The organism is Pseudomonas sp. MF6394, assembly GCF_002018845.1.
GTDB lineage: Bacteria > Pseudomonadota > Gammaproteobacteria > Pseudomonadales > Pseudomonadaceae > Aquipseudomonas > Aquipseudomonas lactis.
Window position 1 is genome coordinate 1 of sequence record NZ_MVOJ01000052.1, and the last position, 26,747, is coordinate 26,747.

At 60.9% G+C, this 26,747-nt stretch carries 27 protein-coding genes; 16 read left to right on the top strand and 11 right to left on the bottom strand.

The annotated features are described in order from the left end of the window. Positions 1-316: 316 nt before the first annotated feature. On the bottom strand, positions 317-1,075 hold the full coding sequence (locus MF6394_RS31325) for a hypothetical protein (protein ID WP_047710240.1): 759 nt from the start codon (positions 1,073-1,075) through the stop codon (positions 317-319). 179 nt (positions 1,076-1,254) lie between these two features. On the opposite strand from MF6394_RS31325, the gene MF6394_RS31330 reads away from it, so the two are divergent. The 14 genes from MF6394_RS31330 to pdeM all read left to right on the top strand — a co-directional run bounded on the left by MF6394_RS31330 (position 1,255) and on the right by pdeM (position 16,592). After that, a complete protein-coding gene (locus MF6394_RS31330; RefSeq protein WP_034134824.1) occupies positions 1,255-1,752 on the top strand; it encodes a DUF6231 family protein in 498 nt (165 codons plus the stop codon). A 4-nt stretch (positions 1,753-1,756) separates the two neighbouring features. Continuing rightward, positions 1,757-2,227, top strand: coding sequence for a YchJ family protein (locus MF6394_RS31335; protein WP_003189238.1), 471 nt, complete (start codon positions 1,757-1,759; stop codon positions 2,225-2,227). A gap of 21 nt (positions 2,228-2,248) precedes the next feature. Next, positions 2,249-2,731, top strand: coding sequence for an LEA type 2 family protein (locus MF6394_RS31340; RefSeq protein WP_032893153.1), 483 nt, complete (start codon positions 2,249-2,251; stop codon positions 2,729-2,731). Then, positions 2,728-2,928 (top strand): SEC-C metal-binding domain-containing protein, encoded by a 201-nt coding sequence (locus MF6394_RS31345; protein WP_003189235.1) that lies wholly within the window; start codon positions 2,728-2,730, stop codon positions 2,926-2,928. The genes MF6394_RS31340 and MF6394_RS31345 overlap by 4 nt, the downstream gene beginning before the upstream one ends. A 271-nt stretch (positions 2,929-3,199) precedes the next feature. Beyond that, on the top strand, positions 3,200-5,641 hold the full coding sequence (locus tag MF6394_RS31350) for a penicillin acylase family protein (protein WP_047710238.1): 2,442 nt from the start codon (positions 3,200-3,202) through the stop codon (positions 5,639-5,641). Between the two features lie 621 nt (positions 5,642-6,262). Further along, a complete protein-coding gene (locus MF6394_RS31355; protein ID WP_044272627.1) occupies positions 6,263-7,267 on the top strand; it encodes a ligase-associated DNA damage response exonuclease in 1,005 nt (334 codons plus the stop codon). After that, positions 7,264-8,898 carry an ATP-dependent DNA ligase gene (locus MF6394_RS31360; protein WP_078468213.1) on the top strand — a complete coding sequence of 545 codons (1,635 nt, stop codon included), beginning with the start codon at positions 7,264-7,266 and terminating at the stop codon, positions 8,896-8,898. The genes MF6394_RS31355 and MF6394_RS31360 overlap by 4 nt, the downstream gene beginning before the upstream one ends. A 227-nt stretch (positions 8,899-9,125) precedes the next feature. Continuing rightward, a complete protein-coding gene (locus tag MF6394_RS31365; protein ID WP_033902768.1) occupies positions 9,126-9,905 on the top strand; it encodes a transporter substrate-binding domain-containing protein in 780 nt (259 codons plus the stop codon). Between the two features lie 57 nt (positions 9,906-9,962). Beyond that, complete coding sequence (locus MF6394_RS31370; RefSeq protein WP_003189227.1) at positions 9,963-10,691, top strand: ABC transporter permease; 729 nt, start codon at positions 9,963-9,965, stop codon at positions 10,689-10,691. Continuing rightward, a complete protein-coding gene (locus tag MF6394_RS31375) occupies positions 10,688-11,398 on the top strand; it encodes an ABC transporter permease (RefSeq protein WP_044272623.1) in 711 nt (236 codons plus the stop codon). Before MF6394_RS31370 ends, MF6394_RS31375 begins: the two co-directional genes overlap by 4 nt. A gap of 9 nt (positions 11,399-11,407) precedes the next feature. After that, positions 11,408-12,526, top strand: coding sequence for a succinylglutamate desuccinylase/aspartoacylase family protein (locus tag MF6394_RS31380; protein WP_078468214.1), 1,119 nt, complete (start codon positions 11,408-11,410; stop codon positions 12,524-12,526). Between the two features lie 13 nt (positions 12,527-12,539). After that, positions 12,540-13,304 (top strand): ABC transporter ATP-binding protein, encoded by a 765-nt coding sequence (locus tag MF6394_RS31385; protein WP_034126849.1) that lies wholly within the window; start codon positions 12,540-12,542, stop codon positions 13,302-13,304. Between the two features lie 157 nt (positions 13,305-13,461). Continuing rightward, entirely contained in the window at positions 13,462-15,942 is a 2,481-nt protein-coding gene (locus MF6394_RS31390; RefSeq protein WP_078468215.1) for a ligase-associated DNA damage response DEXH box helicase, read from the top strand. Further along, positions 15,942-16,592 (top strand): ligase-associated DNA damage response endonuclease PdeM, encoded by a 651-nt coding sequence (pdeM, locus tag MF6394_RS31395; protein WP_047710233.1) that lies wholly within the window; start codon positions 15,942-15,944, stop codon positions 16,590-16,592. Before MF6394_RS31390 ends, pdeM begins: the two co-directional genes overlap by 1 nt. A 23-nt stretch (positions 16,593-16,615) precedes the next feature. Here the strand turns inward: pdeM and MF6394_RS31400 are convergent, their stop codons facing one another. Then, positions 16,616-16,813 (bottom strand): hypothetical protein, encoded by a 198-nt coding sequence (locus MF6394_RS31400; protein ID WP_005785769.1) that lies wholly within the window; start codon positions 16,811-16,813, stop codon positions 16,616-16,618. 108 nt (positions 16,814-16,921) lie between these two features. Beyond that, positions 16,922-17,488: a dCTP deaminase gene (gene dcd, locus MF6394_RS31405; protein WP_003189215.1), complete on the bottom strand. Its 567-nt coding sequence runs from the start codon at positions 17,486-17,488 to the stop codon at positions 16,922-16,924. A gap of 388 nt (positions 17,489-17,876) precedes the next feature. Between dcd and MF6394_RS31410 the strand changes: the two genes are divergently transcribed. Further along, a complete protein-coding gene (locus MF6394_RS31410; protein ID WP_002554837.1) occupies positions 17,877-18,086 on the top strand; it encodes a cold-shock protein in 210 nt (69 codons plus the stop codon). Positions 18,087-18,298: 212 nt separating this feature from the next. On the opposite strand, the gene rpoS is transcribed toward MF6394_RS31410, so the two are convergent. The 8 genes from rpoS to MF6394_RS31450 all read right to left on the bottom strand — a co-directional run bounded on the left by rpoS (position 18,299) and on the right by MF6394_RS31450 (position 25,423). After that, on the bottom strand, positions 18,299-19,306 hold the full coding sequence (rpoS, locus tag MF6394_RS31415) for an RNA polymerase sigma factor RpoS (protein WP_032893168.1): 1,008 nt from the start codon (positions 19,304-19,306) through the stop codon (positions 18,299-18,301). Between the two features lie 106 nt (positions 19,307-19,412). After that, on the bottom strand, positions 19,413-20,249 hold the full coding sequence (locus MF6394_RS31420) for a peptidoglycan DD-metalloendopeptidase family protein (protein WP_044272608.1): 837 nt from the start codon (positions 20,247-20,249) through the stop codon (positions 19,413-19,415). A 209-nt stretch (positions 20,250-20,458) separates the two neighbouring features. Then, on the bottom strand, positions 20,459-21,094 hold the full coding sequence (locus MF6394_RS31425; protein ID WP_169850588.1) for a protein-L-isoaspartate(D-aspartate) O-methyltransferase: 636 nt from the start codon (positions 21,092-21,094) through the stop codon (positions 20,459-20,461). A gap of 41 nt (positions 21,095-21,135) precedes the next feature. Beyond that, entirely contained in the window at positions 21,136-21,885 is a 750-nt protein-coding gene (surE, locus tag MF6394_RS31430) for a 5'/3'-nucleotidase SurE (protein WP_003189210.1), read from the bottom strand. Next, positions 21,873-22,931 carry a tRNA pseudouridine(13) synthase TruD gene (truD, locus tag MF6394_RS31435; protein ID WP_078468216.1) on the bottom strand — a complete coding sequence of 353 codons (1,059 nt, stop codon included), beginning with the start codon at positions 22,929-22,931 and terminating at the stop codon, positions 21,873-21,875. Before truD ends, surE begins: the two co-directional genes overlap by 13 nt. Beyond that, positions 22,928-23,401 carry a 2-C-methyl-D-erythritol 2,4-cyclodiphosphate synthase gene (gene ispF / locus MF6394_RS31440; protein ID WP_032893173.1) on the bottom strand — a complete coding sequence of 158 codons (474 nt, stop codon included), beginning with the start codon at positions 23,399-23,401 and terminating at the stop codon, positions 22,928-22,930. Before ispF ends, truD begins: the two co-directional genes overlap by 4 nt. A 55-nt stretch (positions 23,402-23,456) precedes the next feature. Then, on the bottom strand, positions 23,457-24,302 hold the full coding sequence (gene fghA, locus MF6394_RS31445) for an S-formylglutathione hydrolase (protein ID WP_047710232.1): 846 nt from the start codon (positions 24,300-24,302) through the stop codon (positions 23,457-23,459). Between the two features lie 8 nt (positions 24,303-24,310). Beyond that, on the bottom strand, positions 24,311-25,423 hold the full coding sequence (locus tag MF6394_RS31450) for an S-(hydroxymethyl)glutathione dehydrogenase/class III alcohol dehydrogenase (RefSeq protein ID WP_003189203.1): 1,113 nt from the start codon (positions 25,421-25,423) through the stop codon (positions 24,311-24,313). A gap of 109 nt (positions 25,424-25,532) precedes the next feature. On the opposite strand from MF6394_RS31450, the gene MF6394_RS31455 reads away from it, so the two are divergent. Continuing rightward, positions 25,533-26,429, top strand: coding sequence for a LysR substrate-binding domain-containing protein (locus MF6394_RS31455; RefSeq protein ID WP_078468217.1), 897 nt, complete (start codon positions 25,533-25,535; stop codon positions 26,427-26,429). Positions 26,430-26,747: the final 318 nt, after the last annotated feature.

A 26,747-nucleotide genomic window follows, 5' to 3' on the forward strand; every position in this document is an offset into this window, starting at 1 on the left:
CCGAGTGGTGGGGCAAGAGCCCTTTGGTTACTTTGGGGCTTTTCCAAAGTGACCCGCCGTCAGGGCGGAACCCTAGGTGGCCGTTACCTAAATAACGGATATGTACCCGGTCCAACTGTGTTGACTGTCAGGCCGTCTTCGCAGCGATGCGGCGACCCGACAAGCCAGCTCCCACAATTTGATCGCGGGGCGTCAGGTAGATAAGCGTCGACTGTCAGGCCGTCGCGGGAGCAAGCTCCCTCGCCACAGGTCCAGCATCGCGCCGAAAATGTGTAGATACCTATGGCTTGCCGGCGATGGCGTAAGGCCAGGCGAATCAGAGCCGCTGGATAGTCACAGACCCCGCAGGACCAGCCGGCCCCGGTTGCCCTTCCAACCCTGGACGGCCCTTTTCGCCGCCGTCCGCGCGGTACACCAGGCAGCCCTTGGATTGCCCACCCTTGCCGGGTTTACCTGCAACACCTGCCAGGCCTCCGGCCCCGCCATCGACCCAGACCTTGATCTGTTCAGCCGGGAACGCCTGCGGCAACTCCAGGCGTACCTGGGCGCCCGCTGCCCCTGGCCGGCCATCGCCGCCGTTATCGCCATTGAAACCGCGCCCGGCTGACCCCCAGGTGCAACCCGGGTCCACGCCGTTGGCACCATCCAGGCCCGCATACCCTTGGGCGCCGGCGCCGCCACGGGCATCCACCGACAGCGCTTCGGCGGTCAGCGAGTTAATGCGCAAGGTCAGGTCACGCCCAGCCTTGGCGGGTTTTTCGTGGGTGCCGGGAGCGCCCCGTGAGGTGATCTGGCTACCGTGCTCCAACTGCGCATCGCGCACTTGCATTTGCAGTGCGGTATTGCCGGGAACAATGGTGATGCGTGCGTCGCGCCCCAAGTGCAGCTCATCCACCGTGACTTGGCTGATGGTGGCCGGAATCAGCAAGGTGCCGTAGTCCGCCACGTCCAGGCGCTCGAGTTGCAACACGCTGGTGCTGCTGGGCAAACGCATCAACGAATTGGTTTCAACACTGACGCTCTGGGCCAGGGCAACGGGGCTGACCAACAGGGCCAACAGAAAAACCTTACGCATCATGGGGCTCCTGAGTGTTTTCAAATTTTTCTTTGAGCGCACAGTAACGACTTCTACAGGCGATTTGCCAGTGAAGGATCAAAAAACTTCAGTTCTCCCCCGGCGGCTATCGACCGCCGCGCTCTAGGCCCACGCGCCCAGCCGCGCTAGTCTCTACGGTCTTGATGCGAGGATCTGCAATGACCGCTGGAATTTCTGCCCGTACGCCCCAACAAGCCTTGGCGGCCCTGCTGGACCTTCACAGGCCAAAACGCCTGTTATTAGTGGGCGCCAGCCATTTTCCGGCGCTGGATGCTTTCAAAGCTGCGCACCCGGATACCGAGGTGTTCTATGCCCCGCCAGGGCCATTGCCGGAAAACCTCGCGGTGCAGCGCTTTGACCTCGCGCTGGTGGTCGACTGCCTGGAGCACCTGACCAAGCCCCAAGGCCTGACCCTGCTCGGTGGCATTCGTAACCTCAACGCCAGCCGCATCGCCGTGCTGGCCGACCTGGGCGCCTGCGACTGGAAGGACACCGACTTTTTCTCCCTGGCCCTGCAAGCCGGCGAACGCTTCCAACGCGATGATCAGGTACTGACGCTGTTTACCTATGATCTGCTTGACTATAAACAGGTGCCGGACTGGCTCAACGCCCGCTTCTGGGCCAACCCGGAAAACTTCGGAAAGTATTGGTGGTAACCCGATGAGTACATCCATTTGCCCGTGCGGCAGTGGCAATCTGCTGGATGCCTGCTGCGGCCATTATCACGCCGGTCACCCGGCCCCCTGCGCCAGCGCGTTGATGCGCTCGCGCTACAGCGCCTATGTGCTGGGCCTGGTCGATTACCTGGTCGCCACTACGCTGCCTGCGCAACAGGCCGGCCTGGACCGCGACGCCATTGCCGCCTGGAGTGCCCAAAGCACCTGGCTGGGCCTTGAGGTGGAAAGCTCCGAGGTGTTCGGCGGCCAGCCGGAACATGCCTTTGTCACCTTTACCGCGCGCTGGCATGACGCTACTGGTGAACATAGTCACCGCGAGCAGTCTTCTTTCGTACAGAATGAGGGGCGCTGGTACTTCATCGACCCTACGGTAGAAGTGAAGGCCGGACGTAACGACGCCTGTTTGTGTGGCAGTGGGCAGAAATTCAAGAAGTGCTGTTCCAGCTACTTCTAATCACTTGACGGGGAAAACGCCATGCTTCGGATGTATAGCTTGATGCTGGCGTTGACCCTGGGCCTGACCGGCTGCGCGTCCTGGTTCGAAGACGACACGCCGCCGCCCCACGTTTCCCTGGTCAAGGTCGAAGTGGTGCGGGCCAAGCTGTTGGAGCAGAAATTCAAGCTGTACTTTCGCGTGGACAACCGCGACGACGCCGACCTGACCGTGCGTGGCCTGGTCTACAAGGTCAGCCTGGGCAACCTGGTATTGACCGAAGGCGAGTCCAACGAGTGGCTGACCGTACCGCCACGCGGGCATAAATTCTTCAAGGTCTCGGTGCGCACCAACCTCTGGCCACAGGTGCGTGAGGTGGTGCAGATGCTGAAAAATCCCGACCGGCCCGTGCCTTATCGTTTAGAGGGCGAACTGAAAACCGGATTATTCATCGGTAATGACGTGCAGGTGGCACACAATGGCGAGATAATCCCCGGCGATTTTATTCCGGAGCAACATCGATGACACAGCAACCCCATGTCCATGGTCCTGACTGCAACCACGATCATGACCACCATGATCACGACCACGGCCATGTCCACGGCCCGAACTGCGGCCACGCTCACCAAGAGCCGGTGCGCAATGCGTTGAAGGACGTCGGTCGCAACGACCCCTGCCCGTGCGGCAGCGAGAAGAAATTCAAGAAGTGCCACGGTGCTTAAGTACTGAAGATCAAAATGCCGGCGGCCCCCGCCCCAGCCTTGATCCAAGGTTACATGCGATCAAATGTGGGAGCGGGCTTGCTCGCGAATGCGTTCCGTCAGTTGATACAGACACTGACTGATACACTGCTTTCGCGAGCAAGCCCGCTCCCACACAGGTCTGCGCCTGACTCAAGTTCTAATGCTTAACCCAAAACTCCCGCTTGCGTCGTTTCGCCGCGCTCACTAACGTAGCGCCTTTACTGACGCTACCCCCCGCAGGAGCTTTGCCATGGCCTCGCCAGCCCTCTTACATTTTCTTCCCCGGTTCGGCGTTGCCGCGGCAGTGGTCAGTGCCTTGGGCCTGGCCGGTTGCCAGCTCCAGAACACCCAGGGCACCCTACCGCCCGTTGCTGGCGTGCAGCCGATCAAGGGCCTGGCACAGAATGTGTCGGTGCGCCGCAATGCCCAAGGCATGCCGCTGATCGAAAGCAACACCTTCCACGACGCACTGTTCAGCCTCGGTTACGTGCACGCCAGCGACCGCATCACCCAGATGGTCACCCTCCGCCTGCTGGCTCAGGGCCGTCTGGCGGAAATGTCGGGGCCGCAAGTGCTGGACGTCGACCGCTTCATGCGGGCGGTCAACCTCAAGAAAAGCGCTGGCGAGTTGTACAACGCCTCATCGCCACGCCTCAAACGCTTCTTTGAAGTGTATGCCCGAGGCGTCAACGCCTACCTGTTCCGCTACCGCGACAAGCTGCCGGCGGACCTGGCCCAGAGCGGCTACAAGCCCGAGTACTGGAAGCCGGAAGATTCGGCGCTGCTGTTCTGCCTGCTCAATTTCAGCCAGTCGAGCAACCTGCAGGGGGAGCTCTCGTCCCTGGTGCTGGCGCAAAAGGTCGGCGTCGACAAACTCGCCTGGCTCACCCCAAGCGCACCGGACGAACCCGTCCCGTTGGCAGAAGCCGACAAGCTCAAAGGCGTCAACCTGAGCCAGATCACCGGCCTCGCCGGGCTGGAAACGGTAGGCCAGCAATTGCGCAGCCTCAACGCCCTGGGCGTCACCACCTCAAGCAACTGGGCCATTGGCCCGCAACGCAGCCGCAGCGCCAAGAGCCTGTTGGCCAACGACATCGCCGCGCAGCCACAAGCACCGTCGCCGTGGAACTACGTGCAGATTCGTGCGCCCAAATACCAGGCCGCCGGTGCTTCGATTGCCGGCCTGCCGACCCTGCTCTCCGGTTTCAACGGCAAAGTGGCGTGGAGCATGAGCGCGGTCAAGGGCGACACCCAGGACCTGTTCCTGGAGAAGGTCAAACGCCAGGGCAACGCGCTGTACTACGAGAACAACGGCAAATGGCTGCCGGCCGGCGTGCGCAACGAAACCTTCTTCATCAAGGGCCAGCGCTCGATTCGCGAAGTGGTGTACGAAACCCGCCACGGCGCCCTGCTCAACAGCAGCCAGGCGCTCACCAGCGGCCTTGGCCTGGCCTTGCAAACCGCCGACTTCAAGGACGACAAGAGCCTGGATGCATTCTTCGACCTGTCCCGTGCCCAAAACGCTGGCAAAGCCTCGGATGCCACCCGCGAGATTCGCGCCATCGCCTTGAACATGATCTTCGCCGACGCCAGCAACATCGGCTGGCAAGTCACTGGCCGCTTCCCCAACCGCCGCGAAGGCGAAGGCCTGTTGCCATCGCCGGGCTGGGACACGCGCTTTGACTGGGACGGCTACGCCGACGCAATGTTGCACCCGTACGACCAAGACCCGGCCCAGGGCTGGATCGGCACCGCCAACCAGCGCACCGCACCGCGTGGCTACGGCATGCAACTGTCCAACGCCTGGGATGCACCGGAACGCAGCGAACGCCTGGCGCAACTGGCTAACGCCGGCAAGCATGACAGCCGCAGCCTGATTGCCATGCAATACGACCAGACCACCCTCTTCGCCGCCAAGCTCAAGAATATGTTCCAGGCGCCGGGCATGGCCCAGCCCCTCAAGCAGGCCATCGATGCATTGCCGGCAGCGGAACGCGCCAAGGCCCGCGAAGCACTCGAGCGCCTGATGGCCTTCGATGGTCGACTGGCGACCACCTCGGCTGACGCGGCGATCTATGAACTGTTCCTGCAAGAAAGCGCCCGGCAAATCTTCCTCGACAAACTAGGCCCGGAAAACAGCGCCAGCTGGAAAGCCTTCGTCAGCAACGCCAGCCTGTCCTACTCGGCCATCGCCGACCACCTGCTGGGCCGTGAAGACAGCCCGTTCTGGGATGACACGCGTACCGCGCAAAAAGAAGACAAACCTGCGATCCTGGCCCGCACCCTGGCCGCCGCCATCACTACTGGCGACAGCCAATTGGGCGCCGATCACAAGGCCTGGCAGTGGGGCAAGCTGCACAGCACCACATGGAAAAATACCAGCGGCCAGGTCATCCGCGGCCCCTTCGCCAGCGGTGGCGATCACAACACCCTGAACCCGGCACCGTACACCTGGGGCCAGGATTTCAACGCGACCCAAGTGTCGGCGCTGCGCATGATCATCGACTTCGGCCAGACGGAGCCAATGATGGGCCAGGGCGGCATCGGCCAATCCGGCAACCCGGCCAGCCCGAACTATGCCAGCGGCATCGACCCGTCGCTGAAGGCGCAATACCTGAGCTTTCCGATGCAGCCGCAGAATTTTGAGAAGGTGTACGGCAAGACAAGGTTGACCCTGACGCCCGGTAAGTAAACCGGTTTCCAGTGACGAAACCGGATAAAGCGGGCCTGCCTGCGATAGCAGCCGAGTAACCACGATGCGAAGCGAGCCGCTCTTGATCTTGCTCTTGATCTGCTTTTGATCTTAGGCGCCCCGTTAAACCACGCTGGCCGGAATTCGACAGGGATTTGGGGGGTAAACCGGCAGGGATGCCGGTTTAGCCGCCCCGCGCCATGGATGGCGCGTGGCGGCGGCCCCCCAAATCACTGGCGGATTACGGGCACACCGAGCCCAAGCGAGGTGCCGAGTGGTGGGGCAAGAGCCCTTTGGTTACTTTGGGGCTTTTCCAAAGTGACCCGCCGTCAGGGCGGAACCCTAAGTGGCCGTTACCTAAATAACGGATATGTACCCGGTCCAACTGTGTTGACTGTTAGGCCGCCTTCGCGAGCAAGCCCGCTCCCACAGTTGGATTGTGGGGTATCAGGTAGATAGGTGTCGGCTGGGAGGCCGTCATCGCAGGCCCCCCCCCAGTTGGATCGCGGGACATCAGGCCAACATCGAAGGCAAACCCACCTTTGCACTGCCCGCATTCAAATAGAACTTCTAGACCCAGCCCCGCCTCATAAGTAACAAGCCCACCGCCCCGGCCACCCCATGGACCTCGTCATCGCCCGCCCCGAAGGCCTCTACTGCCCTGCCGGTGATTTTTACATCGACCCCTGGCGCCCAGTGGAACGCGCAGTCATCACCCACGCCCACGGCGACCACGCCCGCACCGGCAATCAACACTACCTGGCCGCCGCCCCCGGCGAAGGCATCCTGCGCTGGCGCCTGGGCCAGGACATCAACCTGCAAACCCTGGCCTACGGCGAACGGTTGGTGCATCACGGCGTGACCTTGAGTTTTCATCCGGCCGGGCATGTACTGGGTTCGGCCCAGGTACGCCTGGAATACCAGGGCGAAGTCTGGGTGGCGTCTGGCGACTACAAGGTCGAGCCCGATGGCACCTGCGCGCCTTTCGAACCGGTGCCCTGCCACACCTTTATCACCGAATCCACCTTCGGCCTGCCGATTTACCGCTGGCAGCCCCAGGCGCAGATTTTTGCCGGGATCAATGACTGGTGGCAGGCCAATATCGCCAACGGCAAAGCCAGCGTGCTGTTCTGTTACTCCTTCGGCAAGGCTCAACGCATCCTCCATGGGCTGGACGCCAGCATCGGCCCGATCCTCAGCCACGGCGCGGTAGAGCCGTTGAACCGGGTGTATCGCGAAGCGGGCATCTACATCCCCGAGACCCTGTATGCCGGCGACTTCAAAAAAACCGACCCACTGCTGCGCCAAGCCCTGATCATCGCCCCGCCCTCTGCCGGAGGCAGTACCTGGATGCGTCGTTTTGGCGACTACAGCGACGCCTTCGCCAGCGGCTGGATGCGCCTGCGCGGTACACGGCGGCGGCGCGGTGTGGACCGTGGCTTCGTGCTCTCGGACCACGCCGACTGGCCTGGCTTGTTGTGGGCCATCGAACAAACCGGCGCACACCGGGTGATGGTCACCCATGGTTCGGTGGGTGTGTTGGTGCGTCACCTGCGGGAAAAGGGCTTGGATGCCCAAGGTTTCAGCACCGAATACGGCGATGACGAAGAAGAGGTCACGGCATGAAAGCCTTCGCCGAGCTGTACGCCAACCTCGACGCCACCACCTCCAGCAATGCCAAGCTCGCGGCCCTGCAAGCCTACTTCCTGCAGGCGCCACCGGCCGATGCGGCCTGGGCCGTGTACTTTCTCAGCGGTGGGCGGCCACGGCAATTGGTGCCGACACGTCTGCTACGGGACATGGCCACCGAAGCGGCCGGTATCGAACCCTGGCTGTTCGAAGAGAGCTACCAGTCGGTGGGTGACCTGGCCGAGACCATCTCCCTGCTCCTGCCAGAATCCACCTACACCTCCGAAGACGGCTTGGCCGTATGGCTGGAAGAAAAACTGCTGCCCCTGCGCGGCCTACCGCCCATGGACCTGGCAGAACGGCTGCCCGCGCTCTGGGCGCAATTGGACCAACCGAGCCTGATGGTGTGCATCAAGTTGATCACCGGCAGCTTCCGGGTCGGGGTGTCCAAACTGCTGGTGACCCGCGCCCTCGCCGCCATGGCCGACCTCGACAGCAAGCGCGTGGCGCAGCGGCTGGTGGGCTACACCGACCTGTCGAACCGTCCGACAGGCGAAGGCTACCTCAAGCTGATCGCCGCCGAATCATCCGACGAGCACGCGCAACGTGGCGGGCAGCCCTATCCGTTTTTTCTGGCTCACGGGCTGGCGCAACCGGTTGAGCAATTCGACAGCATCCTCGGTCCGCCCGCCGACTGGCAGGTGGAATGGAAGTTTGATGGCATTCGCGCACAACTGGTCAAGCGCGAGGGGCGCCTGTGGGTCTGGTCTCGCGGTGAAGAGTTGCTGACTGAACGTTTCCCTGAACTCCACAGCCTGATCAGTGGCCTGCCCGACGGTACGGTGATTGATGGCGAAATCGTGGTGTGGAAAGACTCGGTGCAACCCTTCGCGCTGCTGCAACAGCGCATTGGCCGCAAGACCTTGAGTAAAAAAGTGCTAGAGGATGCGCCAGTGGCGGTGCTCGCCTACGACCTGCTGGAATATCAGGGCGACGACTGGCGCAACCACACCCAGGCCGAACGTCGTACCCAATTGGAACAGGTGATCGCGGCGTGCAACCAACCGGTGTTATTGCCCTCGCCCTTGCTGGAAGGCAAGACCTGGGCAGCCTTGGCCGCGCAGCGCGAAGCCTCTCGCAGCCTGGGGGTGGAAGGCATGATGCTCAAGGATCGAAAGGGCCTCTACGGCGTGGGCCGCACCAAGGACATGGGCCTGTGGTGGAAGTGGAAGGTCGACCCCTTCAGCGTCGACGCCGTGTTGATCTACGCCCAGCGCGGCCATGGTCGGCGCGCCAGCCTCTACAGTGACTACACCTTCGCCGTATGGGACGGCCCGCCAGGCAGCGAGCGCACCCTGGTGCCGTTCGCCAAGGCGTATTCCGGGCTGACCGACGAGGAAATGCGCAAGGTCGACGCCATTGTGCGCAAAACCACGGTGGAGAAATTCGGCCCGGTCAGCAGCGTGACGCCGAGCATGGTGTTTGAGCTGGGTTTCGAGGGGATTGCCCTGTCCAAGCGGCACAAGAGCGGGATTGCCGTGCGGTTTCCGCGGATGCTGCGCTGGCGCCAGGACAAGGCGGTGGAAGAAGCGGACAACCTGGCCACGCTACAAGATCTGCTGACCTGATATAGCCAGCTCCCACCTTTTGATCAGCGACCGATCCAGAATGGTGCACTGGAAATTCCATGCCCACTTTCGGGCACCGCCTACACTTGAAACTGCCTTATCCCACCTTTTAAAAAGCCCATCCGGAACTATGGTGCAGAAATTGCTACTTGTGATGGGTCTGACACCGTTCAGTAACAGTCCTAATCGCGCCACAAGCGCTTATCTTGGTTTCCAGGGATTACCTAATGAAAAAAGCATTGCTGACCCTTTCTGCACTGGCTCTGTGCATGGCTGCTGGTGTTGCTACAGCCAAGGAATACAAGGAATTGCGTTTTGGTGTCGACCCTTCCTACGCACCGTTCGAATCCAAGGCCGCCGACGGCAGCCTGGTGGGCTTCGATATCGACCTGGGCAATGCGATCTGCGCGGAGCTGAAGGTCAAGTGCAAGTGGGTCGAAAGTGACTTCGACGGCATGATCCCGGGCCTGAAAGCCAATAAATTCGATGGCGTGATTTCGTCGATGACCGTGACCCCAGTGCGCGAGAAGGCCATCGACTTCTCCTCCGAGCTGTTCTCCGGCCCGACTTCACTGGTGTTCAAGAAAGGCGCTGGCTATTCGACGCCAGAATCTCTCAAGGGCAAATCCGTCGGCTACGAGCAAGGCACCATCCAGGAAGCCTACGCCAAGGCTGTGCTGGATAAAGCCGGGGTGACCACCAAGGCTTACGCCAACCAGGACCAGGTGTACGCCGACCTGACCTCCGGGCGCCTCGACGCTTCTGTGCAGGACATGCTGCAAGCCGAACTGGGCTTTCTCAAGTCGCCAGCCGGTGCCGGCTATGAAGTGAGCGCCGCGATCGACGACCCGCTGCTGCCGTCGAAAACCGCGGTCGGTATCAAAAAAGGTAACACTGAACTCAAGGCGCTTTTGGATAAAGGTATCAAAGCGTTACACGATGATGGCACCTACGCCACTATCCAGAAGAAACACTTTGGCGATCTGAACCTGTACAGCGGCAAATAATGCCTGGGGCGCCCTGCTTCGGGCGGGGCGCTTTTTTATCGCCATAGGTCCTGATTTATGTTCGAAGATCTGTTGCAAACCCTCGGGCTGAGCGCATTCAGCCTGAAGGGTTTCGGCCCGCTGTTGCTGCAAGGTACCTGGATGACCATCAAGTTGTCGGTGCTGTCCCTGGCCGTCAGCGTCTTGCTGGGCCTGCTCGGCGCCAGCGCCAAACTGTCCAGCCTGGCCATTGTGCGTATCCCCGCCCAGCTCTACACCACCCTGATTCGCGGGGTGCCGGACCTGGTGCTGATGCTGCTGATTTTCTACAGCCTGCAAACCTGGCTCAGCGGCTTTACCGACTTTATGGAATGGGAATACATCGAGATCGACCCGTTCAGCGCCGGGGTGATCACCCTGGGCTTTATCTATGGGGCGTATTTCACCGAAACCTTTCGCGGCGCGATCCTCGCCGTGCCCCGTGGCCAACTCGAAGCCGCCACTGCCTACGGGCTCAAGCGCGGGCAGCGGTTTCGCTACGTGACCTTCCCGCAGATGATGCGCTTTGCGCTGCCGGGCATCGGCAATAACTGGATGGTGATGCTCAAGGCCACCGCGCTGGTGTCGATCATCGGCCTGGCAGACCTGGTGAAAGCCGCCCAGGATGCCGGCAAGAGCACCTATCAACTGTTTTATTTTCTGGTGCTGGCGGCGCTGATCTACCTGTTGATCACCAGCGCCTCCAACTTTGTCTTGCGCCGACTTGAACGTCGCTACTCCGCAGGCGCCCGGGAGGCAGTGCGATGATCGAGCTATTGCAGGAATACTGGCGCCCGTTTCTTTATAGCGACGGCCAGCACATCACCGGCCTGGCCATGACCTTGTGGTTGCTCAGTGGCTCACTGGTTATCGGCTTTCTGGTGTCGATCCCGCTGTCCATCGCCCGCGTCTCGCGCAAGCGCCTGGTGCGTTGGCCCGTGCAGTTCTACACCTACCTGTTTCGCGGTACGCCGCTCTATATCCAATTGCTGATCTGCTACACCGGCATCTACAGCCTTGCCGCCGTGCGGGCACAACCGGTGCTGGATGCGTTCTTTCGCGATGCGATGAACTGCACCCTGCTGGCCTTCGCCCTCAACACCTGCGCCTACACCACGGAGATTTTCGCCGGGGCGATCCGCAGCATGGCCCACGGCGAAGTCGAGGCGGCCAAGGCTTACGGCCTCAGCGGCTGGAAGCTGTACGCCTATGTGATCATGCCTTCGGCGTTGCGACGCTCGTTGCCCTACTACAGCAACGAAGTGATCCTGATGCTGCACTCAACCACTGTGGCCTTTACCGCAACGATCCCGGACATCCTCAAAGTGGCGCGGGATGCCAACTCCGCCACCTTCATGACCTTCCAGTCGTTCGGTATTGCCGCACTGATCTATCTGACGGTGACCTTTGCCCTGGTCGGCCTGTTTCGCCTGGCGGAACGTCGTTGGCTGGCCTTCCTCGGGCCGAGCCACTAAGGAGTTTGCATGCGCCACCAGCTACATGACCTGATCGCGCCCGTGCCCGGCACGGCGCGGCAGATCCACAGTTTTCACTTCGGCCCGCAGCAGCCCGATGGCAAGGTGTACATCCAGTCCTCTCTGCATGCCGATGAGTTGCCCGGCATGCTGGTGGCGTGGCATTTGAAGGCGCGCCTGGCAGAGCTTGAAGCGAACGGGCGCTTGCGCAGCGAAATCGTGCTGGTGCCGGTCGCCAACCCGGTGGGCCTCGAACAGGTGTTGATGGACATCCCCTTGGGCCGCTACGAACTGGAAAGCGGGCAGAACTTCAATCGCCTGTTCGTCGACCTCAGCGAAGACGTCGGCAACCAGGTCGAAGGCCTGCTGGGCGATGATCCTCAGCGCAATGCCCAATTGATCCGCAGCGCACTGTCCCACGCCCTGGCCGCGCACACCGCCCAGACCCAGTTGCACTCCCAACGCCTGGTGCTGCAACGCCTGGCCTGTGATGCCGACGTGGTGCTGGACCTGCATTGCGACTTCGAAGCCGTGGCGCACCTGTACACCACGCCCGACGCCTGGCCGCAGGTAGAACCCTTGGCGCGCTACCTGGGTTCGGAGGCCAACCTGCTGGCTACCGATTCCGGCGGGCAGTCTTTTGACGAATGTTTCACCTTGGTGTGGTGGCAGTTGCAGCAACGCTTCGGCGAACGCTACCCGATCCCCATGGGCAGCTTGTCAGTCACCGTCGAATTGCGCGGCCAGGGCGATGTCAACCACGGCCTCGCCGCGCTGGACTGCCAGGCCATCATTGATTATTTGATCCACTTCGGCGCCATTCACGGCGATGCAGCCCCCTTGCCTGCCCTGGCCTACCCGGCTACGCCGCTGGCGGCGGTGGAGCCGGTGACCACCCCGGTGGGGGGCTTGCTGGTATTCAACGCTCTGCCAGGCGAATACCTGGAAGCCGGGCAATGGGTCGCCGACATCATCGACCCCATTACAGACCGCGTAACGCCTGTGCACTGCCAGCACGCCGGGCTGCTTTACGCCCGCTCGCTACGTCGCATGGCCACGGCCGGCATGGTGATCTGCCATGTCGCCGGCACACAGGCCTACCGCAGCGGTTATCTACTTTCGCCTTGAGGATGCACGCCCCATGTACAAACTGACCGTTGAAGGCCTGCACAAAAGCTATGGCGACAATCAAGTGCTCAAAGGTGTGTCGCTCAAGGCCAAGACCGGTGATGTGATCAGCCTGATCGGCGCCAGTGGCTCAGGCAAGAGTACCTTCCTGCGCTGTATCAACTTTTTGGAAACCCCCAACGATGGCGCCATGACCCTGGACGGCCAAGCGATCCGCATGGTCAGCGATCGCCATGGCATGCGCGTGGCCGACGACGCCGAGCTGCAACGCCTGCGCACACGGCTGGCGATGGTGTTCCAGCACTTCAACTTGTGGAGCCACATGAGCGTGCTGGAAAACATCACCATGGCCCCGCGCCGCGTGCTGGGTTGCAGCAAGAAGGACGCCGAAGACCGCGCCCGCCGCTACCTGGACAAAGTCGGGCTGCCGGCGCGCGTGGCTGATCAATACCCGGCGTTCCTCTCAGGTGGCCAGCAGCAGCGCGTCGCCATCGCCCGCGCCCTGGCGATGGAGCCGGAGGTGATGCTGTTCGATGAACCCACATCAGCCCTGGACCCGGAGCTGGTGGGCGAAGTGTTGAAGGTGATCCAAGGCCTGGCCGAAGAAGGCCGCACCATGATCATGGTGACCCACGAGATGAGCTTTGCGCGCAAGGTCTCAAGCCAAGTGCTGTTCCTGCACCAAGGCCTGGTGGAGGAGCAAGGCCTGCCAGAGGATGTGCTGGGCAATCCAAAGAGCGAACGCCTGCAACAATTTTTGAGCGGCAACTTGAAGTAGGAGCGAGCTTGCTCGCGAAAATCGTCAACGATAACGCGGGCATCCTGGATAAACGCGGTGCCTGGGCCTTTTTCGCGGGCAAGCCCGCTCCTACAGTGGAACGTCGGCGCTGCCTCAGGGGTCTTTGAACTAACCCCTCCAGAGCGTCCGCTGCCGCATGGCAAAAAACCACGACTTCGCCAAGCAATGGTTTGCCACCCAAGGCTGGAAGCCATTCGCCTTTCAGAAAGAGGTATGGGCCGCGGTCAAGGCCGGCCAGTCGGGGTTGCTGCATGCCAGCACCGGGGCGGGTAAAACCTATGCCCTGTGGTTTGCCGCCCTCAACCGTTTCGCCATCACCCGCCCGCCCGCCACAGGCAAACGCAAACCGCCTGCCGAGCCGCTGAGCGTGCTGTGGATCACGCCGATGCGCGCCTTGGCCGCCGACTCCGCACGCGCCCTGCAAGCCCCACTGGAGGCGTTGCAGATCCCCTGGAGCGTGGGCCTGCGCACCGGTGACACCAGCAGCAGTGAACGCGCGCGCCAGACCCGTCGCCAACCCACCGCCCTGGTCACCACCCCGGAAAGCCTAACGTTGATGCTGGCCCGTGCCGACAGTGAGACCAGCCTGGCGCACCTGCGCATGGTCATCGTGGATGAATGGCATGAACTGATCGGCAATAAGCGCGGCGTGCAGTTGCAACTGGCGCTGGCACGCTTGCGACGCTGGCATCCGCAATTGATGGTGTGGGGCATTTCAGCGACCTTGGGTAATCAGGCTCACGCGTTGGAGGTTTTGGTCCCACAGGGTGGCGGGGTCAACGTGCAGGGGCAAACGGCGAAGGCGCTGAAGGTCGACACCCTGTTGCCGGCGGTCACCGAGCGTTTCCCTTGGGCCGGGCATATCGGTTTGAAGATGTTGCCGCAGGTGGTCAATGAGGTGGAGGCCAGCAGCAGTTGCCTGGTGTTTACCAATACCCGGGCGCAGTCGGAGATCTGGTACCAGGCGATTCTGGACGCGCGTCCGGACTGGGCCGGCTTGATTGCCCTGCACCACGGTTCGTTATCGCGCGAGACCCGCGACTGGGTGGAGCGGGCGTTGAAAGACGGGCAGCTCAAGGCGGTGGTGTGCACCTCCAGCCTCGACCTGGGCGTGGACTTCCTGCCGGTGGAACGGGTGCTGCAAATCGGGTCCGCCAAGGGCGTAGCGCGGTTGATGCAACGCGCCGGGCGCTCCGGCCACGCGCCTGGGCGGCCCTCACGGGTAACCCTGGTGCCAACCCACAGCCTCGAGTTGGTGGAGGCGGCGGCCGCCCAGGATGCAATCGCCCAACGGCGCATCGAAGCGAGGGAATCACCTTACAAGCCGTTGGATGTGCTGGTACAACACCTGGTCAGCATGGCCTTGGGCGGCGGCTTTACCCCGGCGGCACTGTTGGACGAAGTGCGCGGCGCCTGGGCCTATCGCGACCTCACCGAAGCGGATTGGGCCTGGGCCCTGGGGTTCGTGCGCCATGGTGGCCTGTCACTCACCGCTTATCCGGATTACCGCCGCGTGGAGCCCGATGAACAGGGCATCTGGCGTGTCCCGGATGCACGCCTCGCACGCCGCCATCGCATGAGTGTCGGCACCATCGTCAGTGATGCCAGTATCCAGCTCAAGTTCTGGAGCAAAGGCGGCGGCGGCAAGAACCTGGGCAGTGTCGAGGAAGGCTTTATTGCAAGGCTCAAGCCGGGGGATGGGTTTCTGTTTGCCGGGCGCTTGCTGGAGCTGGTGCGTGTGGAAAACATGACCGCCTATGTACGCCGCAGCACCGCGAAAAAAGCCGCCGTGCCACGCTGGAACGGCGGGCGCATGCCGCTTTCCAACGAACTGGCCCAGGCGGTGGTCGAGCGTTTTGATGCCGCCGCGCATGGGCACTTCGACGGCCCGGAAATGCAGGCGGTGCAACCGCTGCTGCACACCCAATTGCGCTGGTCCGGCCTGCCGACCCGTGAGCATTTGCTGGCTGAAACCCTGCGGTCGCGGGAAGGCTGGCACCTGTTTCTGTACCCCTTCGCTGGCCGCCAGGTACACCTGGGCTTGGCCAGTTTGCTGGCCTGGCGGGTCAGCCAACAGCAGCCGCTGACCTTCTCGATTGCGGTGAATGATTATGGCCTGGAGCTGTTGAGCGCCACCGAGGTGCAGTGGCCACGACTGTTGAATACCCAGTTGTTGAGCCCCCAAGACCTGCTGGCTGACGTGATCGCCAGCCTCAATGCCGGCGAACTGGCCCTGCGCCGCTTTCGCGAGATTGCGCGAATCGCCGGGCTGGTCTTTGCCGGGTATCCCGGCGCGCCCAAAAGCACGCGACAAGTGCAGGCCTCCAGCGGTTTGTTCTTTGAGGTGTTCAAGCAATATGACCCGCAGAACCTGCTGCTGGCCCAGGCCGGGGAAGAGGTTCTGCGTGATGAATTGGATATTCGCCGGCTGGAACAGACGCTGAATCATCTGTCGACGTTGAAGTTGGACCTGCACACGATCCAGCGGCCCACGCCCTTGGCCTTTCCGCTGCTGGTAGAACGGATGCGCGAAAGCATGAGCTCGGAAAAACTCTCGGAGCGCATCGCGCGGATGGTCAAGGACCTGGAAAAAGTCGCCGACAAAGGGCAAGGCTGATGCATTACCCACTGATGCTGGAAGGCGAAGAGCTATGGCTATTGCCGGACAAGGCCGTTTATTGGCCCGCACGTCGATGCCTGTTGATTGCCGATGCGCATTTTGGCAAGGCGTCGGCCTATCGCAGCCTGGGGCAACCGGTGCCACAGGGCACGACTACGGCCAACCTGGAACGCCTGGACAGGCTGTTAACGGCCGTGCCCTGCGCGCAGTTGATCTTTCTCGGCGATTTCCTGCACGGCCCCGGCTCTCACGCCAGCGGCACCCTGAACGCAATCCGGGCCTGGCGTGAGCGCAATCGCCCACTGGCCCTGACCTTGATTCGCGGCAATCACGACAAACGCGCCGGCGACCCACCGCTGGATTTGGGCATCGAGGTGGTCGCGGAGCCTCTGCTGATGGGCCCTTTCGCCTTGCAACATGAGCCAGACGCACACGCCAGCCACCATGTACTGGCGGGGCATGTGCATCCGGTGTACCACCTGCGAGGCAAAGGGCGCCAACGGCTGCGCTTGCCGTGCTTCCAGATCGGCGCTCAGGTTAGCCTGCTGCCAGCCTTTGGCGCGTTTACAGGGGGTTATGCCGTGGAGCAGGCCCAGGACCACCGAATCTTTGTGATCGGCGATCACCAAGTCTGGCCGATTCAATGAATCGATAAAGGCCCGCTCAGGTATCAGGCAACAGGCGCGGGTGGTGGCTCGTCCGGTAAGGTCGGCTCACCCGGCTCGGTAGGCTGCGGGTAATCAGGTTCGGGTTGACCGGGGATGCCACCCGCGTGCGCGGGGTTGGCCATCAAGGACCAGGCCAGAACACCAATCTGGTTGGGTTCAAGCCGGGCGAGTTCTGCGCTGATTCGCGGGTCGATCTTCATAGGGTACTCCTCAAGTATGGCCCGGCGCGTTTCACACGCGCCGAAGCAGTACACCTAGATAGAGTCACTTTCTGCAGACAAATTCCCTTTGCCCGTAGGAGCTTTAGATCAAGCGCGTGGGAGAGTGACGCCGCGTTGGCCCTGATACTTGCCCGCACGGTCTTTGTAGGACACTTCACAGGCCTCGTCGGACTGCAAGAACAGCATTTGTGCCACGCCTTCGTTGGCGTAGATTTTCGCCGGCAAGGTGGTGGTGTTGGAGAATTCCAGAGTCACGTGGCCTTCCCACTCAGGCTCAAGCGGCGTGACGTTGACGATAATGCCGCAGCGGGCGTAGGTGCTTTTACCCAGGCAGATGGTCAGCACGTCGCGAGGAATACGGAAGAACTCCACGGTGCGCGCCAGGGCGAAAGAGTTGGGCGGGATGATGCACACGTCGCTCTTGACGTCGACGAAGCTCTTTTCGTCGAAGTTTTTCGGATCGACGATCGCCGAATTGATGTTGGTGAACACCTTGAATTCATCGGCGCAACGCACGTCGTAGCCATAGCTGGAAACGCCGTACGAAATCACGCGCTCGTCGCCTTCACCACGAATCTGGCGTTCGACGAACGGCTCGATCATGCCGTGTTCCTGCGCCATGCGGCGAATCCACTTGTCCGATTTGATGCTCATGGCGGTGTCCTGAATAGCGAGGCGAAAAAAATCTGTGGGCCATCTTACCGGGGCCGGCGTTGGGGTTCAAAGGCCGCACGGGTTTTCTTGATGAATGCACCGCCAGCTATAAGCCGCAGCCAGCGTGGCCGGGGCCCGGATGGTCGGCGGCAATGACTGTAAATACCACCGCCAGTCACGAAAATAGAGAAACCTTCGGAAATACCATTGGCACGTTCCGGAAAAAGGGTTAAGGTGGCGCCACTGTGCTGCTTGTGTCACTGAGAATCTCTACACGATATGTTGAATTTCGATCCAACCATCTCCAAGAATTTTTCCTGCTCTTTGCACTCAGTCTCGGCCAGGGCTTTTCCTGAGTCGCAGTTAACTTTGTCCAAGGAGATACACCATGTCTAATCGCCAAACTGGTACCGTTAAGTGGTTCAACGATGAAAAAGGCTTCGGCTTCATCACTCCACAATCCGGTGACGACCTGTTCGTTCACTTCAAAGCTATCCAATCCGACGGCTTCAAAAGCCTGAAAGAAGGCCAACAGGTTTCTTTCATCGCTACCCGCGGTCAGAAAGGCATGCAAGCTGAAGAAGTTCAAGTTATCTAACTTGTACTGACTTAGTCGAAAAAACCCCGCCCTTAAAAGCGGGGTTTTTTTATGCCTGGAATTTGGTGCGCCACACCGATGTAATGTCGGACACAAAAAAATGTGGGAGGGGGCTTGCTCCCGAATGCGGTGCATCAGTCAACACATCAGCGACTGTCACACTGCTTTCGGGAGCAAGCCCCCTCCCACATTCAAACCTTCAAGCTGCGTTGTTACTGGAACAACGACTCACTCGACAAGCCATTCTTCTCCAGGATCTCGCGCAAGCGCTTGAGGCCCTCTACCTGGATCTGCCGCACCCGCTCACGGGTCAGGCCAATCTCCAGGCCTACATCCTCCAGGGTGCTGCTCTCATGGCCGCGCAGGCCGAAGCGGCGAATCACCACTTCACGCTGCTTGTCCGTGAGCTCTGACAGCCACTGGTCAATACTTTGGGAAAGATCATCGTCCTGCAACAGCTCGCAAGGGTCTGTTGGACGATCATCGGTCAGGGTATCCAGCAGGGTCTTATCCGAATCCGGCCCCAGCGAGACATCCACCGAAGACACACGCTCGTTAAGGCCGAGCATGCGCTTGACCTCCCCTACCGGTTTTTCCAGCAGGTTGGCGATCTCTTCAGGCGAGGGTTCATGATCGAGTTTTTGCGTCAGCTCACGCGCTGCCCTCAGGTAGACGTTGAGCTCCTTGACCACATGGATCGGCAACCGGATCGTGCGGGTCTGATTCATGATCGCCCGTTCGATGGTCTGGCGAATCCACCAGGTGGCGTAGGTGGAGAAACGGAAGCCCCGCTCAGGGTCGAACTTCTCCACAGCCCGGATCAAGCCCAGGTTGCCCTCCTCGATCAGGTCCAGAAGGGACAGCCCACGATTGACGTAGCGTCGGGCGATTTTCACCACCAGGCGCAGGTTGCTTTCAATCATGCGCTTACGCCCAGCCGGATCACCCTTCTGCGACAAACGCGCAAAATGGACTTCTTCTTCGGGGGTCAACAGAGGGGAAAAGCCGATTTCATTGAGGTACAGCTGGGTCGCGTCGAGCGCCCGCGTGTAGTCAACGTACTTGTGCTGCTTCAACGCAGCAGCATTTTTGGATTTGGTGCGAACTGAAGGTGGTGATACCCCTTCATTATCTGACATCGTTTCCAAATCGATGCTGGCCTCCATAAGGAGAACCTCATCGTCGATGTCAAACTCCGGCACTTCTTTACTGAGAGCCATTGTTATAGTCCTTTGGTGAGTTCGACCTCAAGCTCAAGCGACGCCTCTATCCTTGGCAACGCTGGAGCCTGTTCCTTCTACGTGAGGGAACAGGCTGTGCAACACATCAACGACGGGGCAGGAATTGCAGCGGATCTACAGGCTTCCCTTGGCGGCGAATCTCAAAGTGCAGTTTCACCCGGTCTGTGCCCGTTGACCCCATTTCGGCAATCGTCTGTCCGACCTTGACCTGCTGCCCCTCCCGAACCAACAACCTGCGGTTATGACCGTAGGCACTGACGTAGGTATCGCTGTGTTTGATGATGACCAGCTCGCCGTAGCCCCGCAAACCACTCCCGGCGTACACCACTGTCCCATCAGACGCAGCTAAAACAGGCTGTCCCAAATCCCCGGCGATATCAATGCCTTTATTCAAACTACCGTTTGAAGAGAATTTTCCAATCAACACTCCGTTTGAAGGCCATCCCCAACCGGTCGGCGCAGGCCCGGCGGGTGGCAACGGCGCGGGTGCCGGCTTGCTCGCAACCGCAGGCGCGGCGCTGCCTGCAGGCCGGGTAATGATGGTGGTCTTGCTGGAGGACGATGGCGAAGATCCCGACTTTGTCACAACTGCCGTAGGTGCAGAACCTGAGCGGCCATCGAAACGAATGGTCTGCCCTGGATGGATCGTATACGGCACAGGAATGTTGTTACGGGCGGCCAGCGCTTTGTAATCCCAGCCATAACGGAAGGCAATCGAGAACAGGGTGTCGCCTTTGCGCACCACGTATTGGCCAGTGGTCACCGTGGGTCTTTGTGGGGTTGCGTTGGTACGGTCAACGACCCGCGCACCACCGGATGGCGTGCTCGAGCAGGCTGCCAATAAGGAACTCAAGACAAGGCCAAGCACCAGTCGCTGAAAGCTTGTTTTACTCATTCGCTGCGCAGGACCTGTGAGACTCACCCGCCGCTCCCTTTGTGGTGGCTGAACGTTAACGCCTGGATCAGGCTTGAAATATGACGCAAGTATAACTGGGCATTGGCTTTTTACTGGCACATGACTGAAAGGAAAAATTCATCATGTTTAATCGTGGCTGCCAGGCATGTTGATTCAATAGACCCCGCCGTAAGACACATCCCCGCTTACAGAATTCACTGCGCGCGAATAAATGATCAGGCCAGCGGGCCGTTGAGCAAAGGTACGAAACGCACGGCACCGAGTACATGCCGGGAAAAACCTTCGTCCTCACGGATAATAAGCATCAACTGTTGCACTTCGCCGGAGCCCACCGGGATGACCAACCGCCCGCCAGGTGCCAATTGATCCAGCAAGGCTTGCGGCACATCGGTGGCCACGGCGGTGACGATGATACCGTTGTAGGGCGCCAGCGCCGGCCAGCCCTCCCAGCCATCGCCCCAGCGGAATACCACGTTGCGCAGGTTCAGCTCCACCAGACGCTCTTTGGCCCGGTCCTGCAGCACCTTGATGCGCTCGACCGAAAACACCCGCTCTACCAATTGCGACAGCACGGCCGTCTGGTAACCGGAGCCGGTGCCAATCTCCAACACCTTGTCCAAAGGCCCCGCCGCCAGCAGCAGCTCGCTCATGCGCGCGACCATGTAGGGCTGGGAGATGGTCTGGTTGTGGCCGATGGGCAACGCCGTGTCTTCATAGGCGCGATGCGCCAGGGCCTCATCGACAAACAGGTGCCGCGGCGTGCGCCGGATCACTTCCAGCACCTGCGCGTTGGACAAGCCTTCTTCATACAGGCGCTGGATCAACCGCTCCCGGGTGCGCTGGGAGGTCATCCCGATGCCACGGCGCAACAAGTCGTCTTGTTCACGAGCCATCAACGCAGTCCCTCCAGCCAGCCATCAAGGCCACTGAAGGCATCACTGAAGGTGCGATCAAACAGCAACGGGGTAACGGAGACATAGCCTTGCATCACCGCATGAAAGTCCGTGCCCTCGCCGCCATCTTCGGCGTCGCCGGCCGCGGCGATCCAATAGCCTTCCTTGCCGCGTGGGTCGACCACCTTCAAGGGCGCGGCCGCACGGGCGCGATGGCCCAGGCGTGTGAGCTGGATACCGCGAATGTGGTCAAGGGGCAAGTTGGGGATATTGACGTTGAGCACTGTACGCGGCGGCAGGTCCAGGGAAGCATGGGCCTCCACCAACTTGCGCGCGTAGTAGGCCGCCGTCGCCAGGTTATCCAATTGCCGCGAGGCAAAGGAAAAGGCAAAGCCGGTGCGGCCCAGGAAGCGCCCTTCAAGGGCCGCCGCCACGGTACCGGAATACAGCACGTCATCGCCCAGGTTGGCGCCCAGGTTGATTCCCGAGACCACCAGGTCTGGCTGGTGCTCCAGCAAACTGTTGATTGCCAGGTGCACGCAGTCGGTGGGAGTGCCGTTGACACTGATAAAGCCATTGGCCAGGACCCGCGGGTGCAGCGGACGGTCGAGCGTCAGCGAACTGCTGGCGCCGCTCTTGTCCTGGTCGGGGGCAACCACCACGCACTCGGCGTAATCCTGCAGCGCAGCATGGAGCGCGGCAAGACCGGGTGCGGTGGCACCGTCATCGTTTGATATCAGAATACGCATGGGCTGTCCGTCTGCCCCACCGGCACCAGATCAACAAGCTCGCGCACCAAGACAGTGGCGAAGCATCCGGCCGGCAGGACGAATTCCAATTGCAGAATGTCAGGCCCGGGATAATGCCACGTCAACCCGCCAATGGGCAGTCGCAGAATGCGACGTTCCTGGCTCATTCCCGCCTTCACCAGCCAATCACGTAGGTCAGCTTCGCCAGCAGCGACAGATTGTTCCAGCTCATATGTAAGACCTTTCGCCGGCGAATCGCCTTCGCCCCACTGCGGGCCGGTGGGATGCAGGTCCAGGATCGCCAGGCGCGGGTCACTGCATTCAGCTTCCCCGGCCGGAAAAAAACTGCGACTGTCGGTAAATGCCAGCAGATCGCCGACTTGCGCTCGCTGCCATGAACCATCGGCGACGCGGGCCGCCAATACTTTGTTGAACAGGTAACTGCGAGCCGTGGACAGCAAGCGCGAGCGCACGTTGCGCTGCTCGGGCAGGGCCTTGCGAGCAGCCCACTCGCGAGCGTCTACTACGTTGCCGCCGTTGTGGCCAAAACGCTGGGTGCCGAAGTAATTGGGGATGCCGTGCCGGGCAATCAACTGCAGACGTGCGTCGATGGCAGCGGTGTCGCCGGCCAGTTGGGTCAGGCGCAGGGTGAAGCCGTTGGCCGAATGGGCACCACGCTGCAGCTTGCGCTTGTGACGGGCGGTTTTCAGGATCTTGAGGGTGTCGTTTTCTGCGCCGCTCATGTCCGGGTCGGCCTTGCCGGGCAATTGCACGCTGAACCACTGGCGGGTCAGGGCCTGACGGTCCTTGAGCCCGGCATAGCTGACGGTGCGCAACGGTACGCCAGCAGCCTTGGCGATACGCCGTGCGGCCTCCTCGGTGTTCAAGCCGCGCTTTTCCACCCACAACCACAGGTGCTCGCCATCGCCGGTCAGCGGGATGTCCAGCACCTCATCAACCTGGAAGTCTTCAGCCGTGGCCTTCAGTACCGCGCTGCCCAGGGCCTCGCCATAGGCCAGCGGGCCCAGCAGTTGCAGGTCGTTCATGCGCGCAGCAACAAGGCGACGGAGTGCACTGCGATGCCCTCTTCACGACCGGTAAACCCGAGTTTTTCGGTGGTGGTGGCTTTCACGTTGACTTGATCCAATTCAATTTGCAGGTCTGCGGCGATCGCTGCGCGCATCGCTTCGATATGGGGGGCCATTTTTGGCGCCTGGGCGACGATGGTGTTATCGACGTTGCCGACCTTCCAACCCTTGGCGTGGATCAGACCGACCACATGGCGCAGCAACACACGGCTGTCCGCGCCCTTGAAGGTGGGATCAGTGTCCGGAAAGTGCTTGCCGATATCGCCCAATGCCGCCGCGCCGAGCAAGGCATCGCTCAAGGCGTGCAAGACCACGTCGCCGTCGGAATGAGCCAGCAACCCATGGTGGTGTGCAATGCGCACGCCGCCCAGGGTGATGAAATCGCCTTCAGCGAAACGGTGCACATCGTAGCCGTGGCCAATACGCATAAAAAAAACGCCCCGATTTAATTCAGGGCGTGATTCTACCTACTTTTGCCTCGGATTAACCGAGCAAAGCACGACCATGATGCCGCAAATGGTCTTCGATGAAGCTGGCGATGAAGAAGTAGCTGTGGTCGTAGCCAGGCTGCAGGCGCAGTTCCAGCGGATGGTTGGCCGCCTTGGCCGCTTGCTGCAGGGCTTCGGGCTTGAGTTGGACCTCAAGGAAATCGTCGCGATCGCCCTGGTCCACCAAGAGCGGCAACTTTTCCGAGGCTTCGCTGATCAGCACGCAGGCATCCCATTCGCGCCATTTCGAACGCTCTTCCCCCAAATAACGGGAAAAGGCCTTCTGGCCCCACGGACAGTCCATCGGGTTGTTGATCGGCGAAAACGCCGACACCGACAGGTAACGTCCAGGATTGCGCAATGCACAGACCAGCGCACCGTGCCCCCCCATGGAGTGGCCGCTGATACCGCGCTTATCGGAGGCAGGGAAATGCGCCTCTACCAATGCCGGCAATTCCTGCACCACGTAGTCATGCATCCGATAGTGCTTGGCCCAGGGTTCCTGGGTGGCATTGAGGTAGAAGCCCGCGCCGAGGCCGAAGTCCCAGGCATTGTCCGGGTCGCCCGGCACGCCAGGGCCACGGGGGCTGGTATCTGGCGCGACGATGATCAAGCCCAGTTCGGCAGCCATGCGCTGGGCGCCGGCCTTGTGCATGAAGTTCTCGTCAGTACAGGTCAACCCGGACAGCCAATACAACACCGGCAGCTTGCCGCCCTGCTCCGCTTGCGGCGGCAGGTAGACGGCAAAGGTCATGTCGCAACCCAGCACATCGGAATGATGCTTGTAACGTTTATGCCAGCCGCCGAAGCTCTTCTGGCATGACAGGTTTTCCAGACTCATGGCCGACCTCAGAAGTGAATGACGGTACGAATGCTCTTGCCTTCATGCATCAGGTCAAACGCTTTGTTGATATCTTCCAGGCCCATGGTGTGGGTGATGAAGGTATCCAGCGGGATTTCACCGGTCTGGGCCATTTCCACGTAGCTTGGCAATTCGGTACGACCGCGCACGCCACCAAACGCTGAACCACGCCAGACGCGCCCGGTGACCAGTTGGAACGGACGTGTAGCGATTTCCTGGCCAGCACCGGCCACACCGATGATCACCGATTCGCCCCAGCCTTTGTGGCAGCACTCAAGGGCCGCACGCATCAGTTGCACATTGCCAATGCATTCAAAGGAAAAGTCCACGCCGCCATCAGTCAGGTCGACAATCACGTCCTGGATCGGGCGGTCGTAGTCTTTCGGGTTGATGCAATCAGTGGCGCCCAGTTGCTTGGCGATTTCGAACTTGGCCGGGTTGATATCAATGGCGATGATGCGACCGGCCTTGGCCTTGACCGCGCCGATAATCGCCGACAGACCAATGCCGCCCAGGCCGAAGACGGCCACGGTATCGCCCGGCTTGACCTTGGCGGTGTTGATCACCGCACCGATGCCGGTGGTGACACCGCAACCGAGCAGGCAGACTTTTTCCAGCGGCGCTTCTTTAGGAATCTTGGCCACGGAGATTTCCGGCAGCACGGTGTACTCGGAGAACGTCGAGGTGCCCATGTAGTGGAAAATCGGCTGGCCCTTGTAGGAGAAACGCGTGGTGCCATCCGGCATCAAGCCCTTGCCCTGCGTGGCGCGAATGGCCTGGCACAGGTTGGTCTTGCCACTCAGGCAGAACTTGCACTTGCCGCATTCCGGGGTGTACAGCGGGATCACATGATCGCCCACAGCCACCGAGGTCACGCCCTCGCCGATGGCTTCGACCACTGCGCCGCCTTCATGGCCCAGGATCGACGGAAAGATGCCTTCCGGATCAGCGCCCGACAAGGTGTAGGCGTCGGTGTGACACACGCCGGACGCGACCACCCGCAGCAACACCTCGCCAGCCTTGGGCATGGCGACATCCACTTCAACAATCTCAAGGGGCTTCTTGGCTTCGAAGGCTACGGCGGCGCGGGACTTGATCATCCGGGTTTCTCCATCGGGTTAAAAACTAAGGCTGTGAGTGTAAAACATCGCCCTTTGATGAATAATCCAGGCAAAAGCAAAACATTATTGCCGTACAGGGACAATCAACATGCTGGAGAACCGCTGGGAAGGCATTGACGAGTTTGTCGCGGTGGCCGAATGCAGCCAGTTCACGGCAGCGGCGGAGCGACTGGGGGTATCCTCCTCCCACGTCAGCCGGCAAGTGGCGCGCCTGGAAGAACGCCTGCAAACCCGATTGCTGTACCGCAGCACACGCAAGGTGACGCTGACCGAAGCCGGCCAGACCTTCCTGCAACACTGCCAACGCCTGCAGGACGGTCGCGAGGAGGCCTTGCGCGCGGTGGGCGACTTGACCAGCGAACCCAAGGGCATGTTGCGCATGACCTGCGCCGTGGCCTATGGCGAGCGTTTTATCGTGCCGCTGGTGACACGCTTTATGGCGCACTATCCGCAACTGCGCGTGGACATCGAGTTGACCAATCGCTCACTGGACCTGGTCCACGAAGGCCTCGACCTGGCCATCCGCCTGGGACGTTTGCAAGACTCGCGCATGGTTGCCAGCCGCCTGGCGCCTCGGCGCATGTACCTGTGTGCGTCGCCCTCCTACCTCGAACGGTACGGTCGGCCACACAGCTTGTCGGAGTTGAGCCGGCACAACTGCCTGATTGGCAGCTCGGATATCTGGCAAATGGCCCAGGACGGGCGGGAATTTTCCCAGCGGGTACAAGGCAATTGGCGCTGCAACAGTGGGCAAGCGGTGCTGGATGCGGCATTGCAAGGCATGGGCTTGTGCCAGTTACCGGACTACTACGTGCTGGAGCATCTGCACAGCGGGGCGTTGGTGTCGTTGCTGGAGGCTCATCAACCGCCGAATACTGCGGTGTGGGCGTTGTATCCGCAGCAGCGGCATTTGTCGCCGAAGGTGAGGAAGTTGGTGGATTTCTTGAAGGTGGGGTTGGCTGAAAGGCCGGAGTACGAGCATTGAATTGAGGTGGCCTGCACCGGCCTCATCGCGGCATAGGTATCTACACAACTACGGCACAACGTTAAATCTGTGGCGAGGGACTGACAGCCGACGCTGATCTGGCTGAGGCACCGCGATCTAAATGTGGGAGCTGGCTTGTCTGCGAAGACGGCCTGACAGGCGACACCTATCTACCTGACACCCTGCGATCAAACTGTGGGAGATTCTATGGTTGAGGGGCAACCCTCAACCAACCTTTGGCTGATATTCGCTTTGCCCTTTCAGTAGAGCGAACACCACTCGAGCAAGCTTGCGAGCCAATATTACCAACGCTTGAGT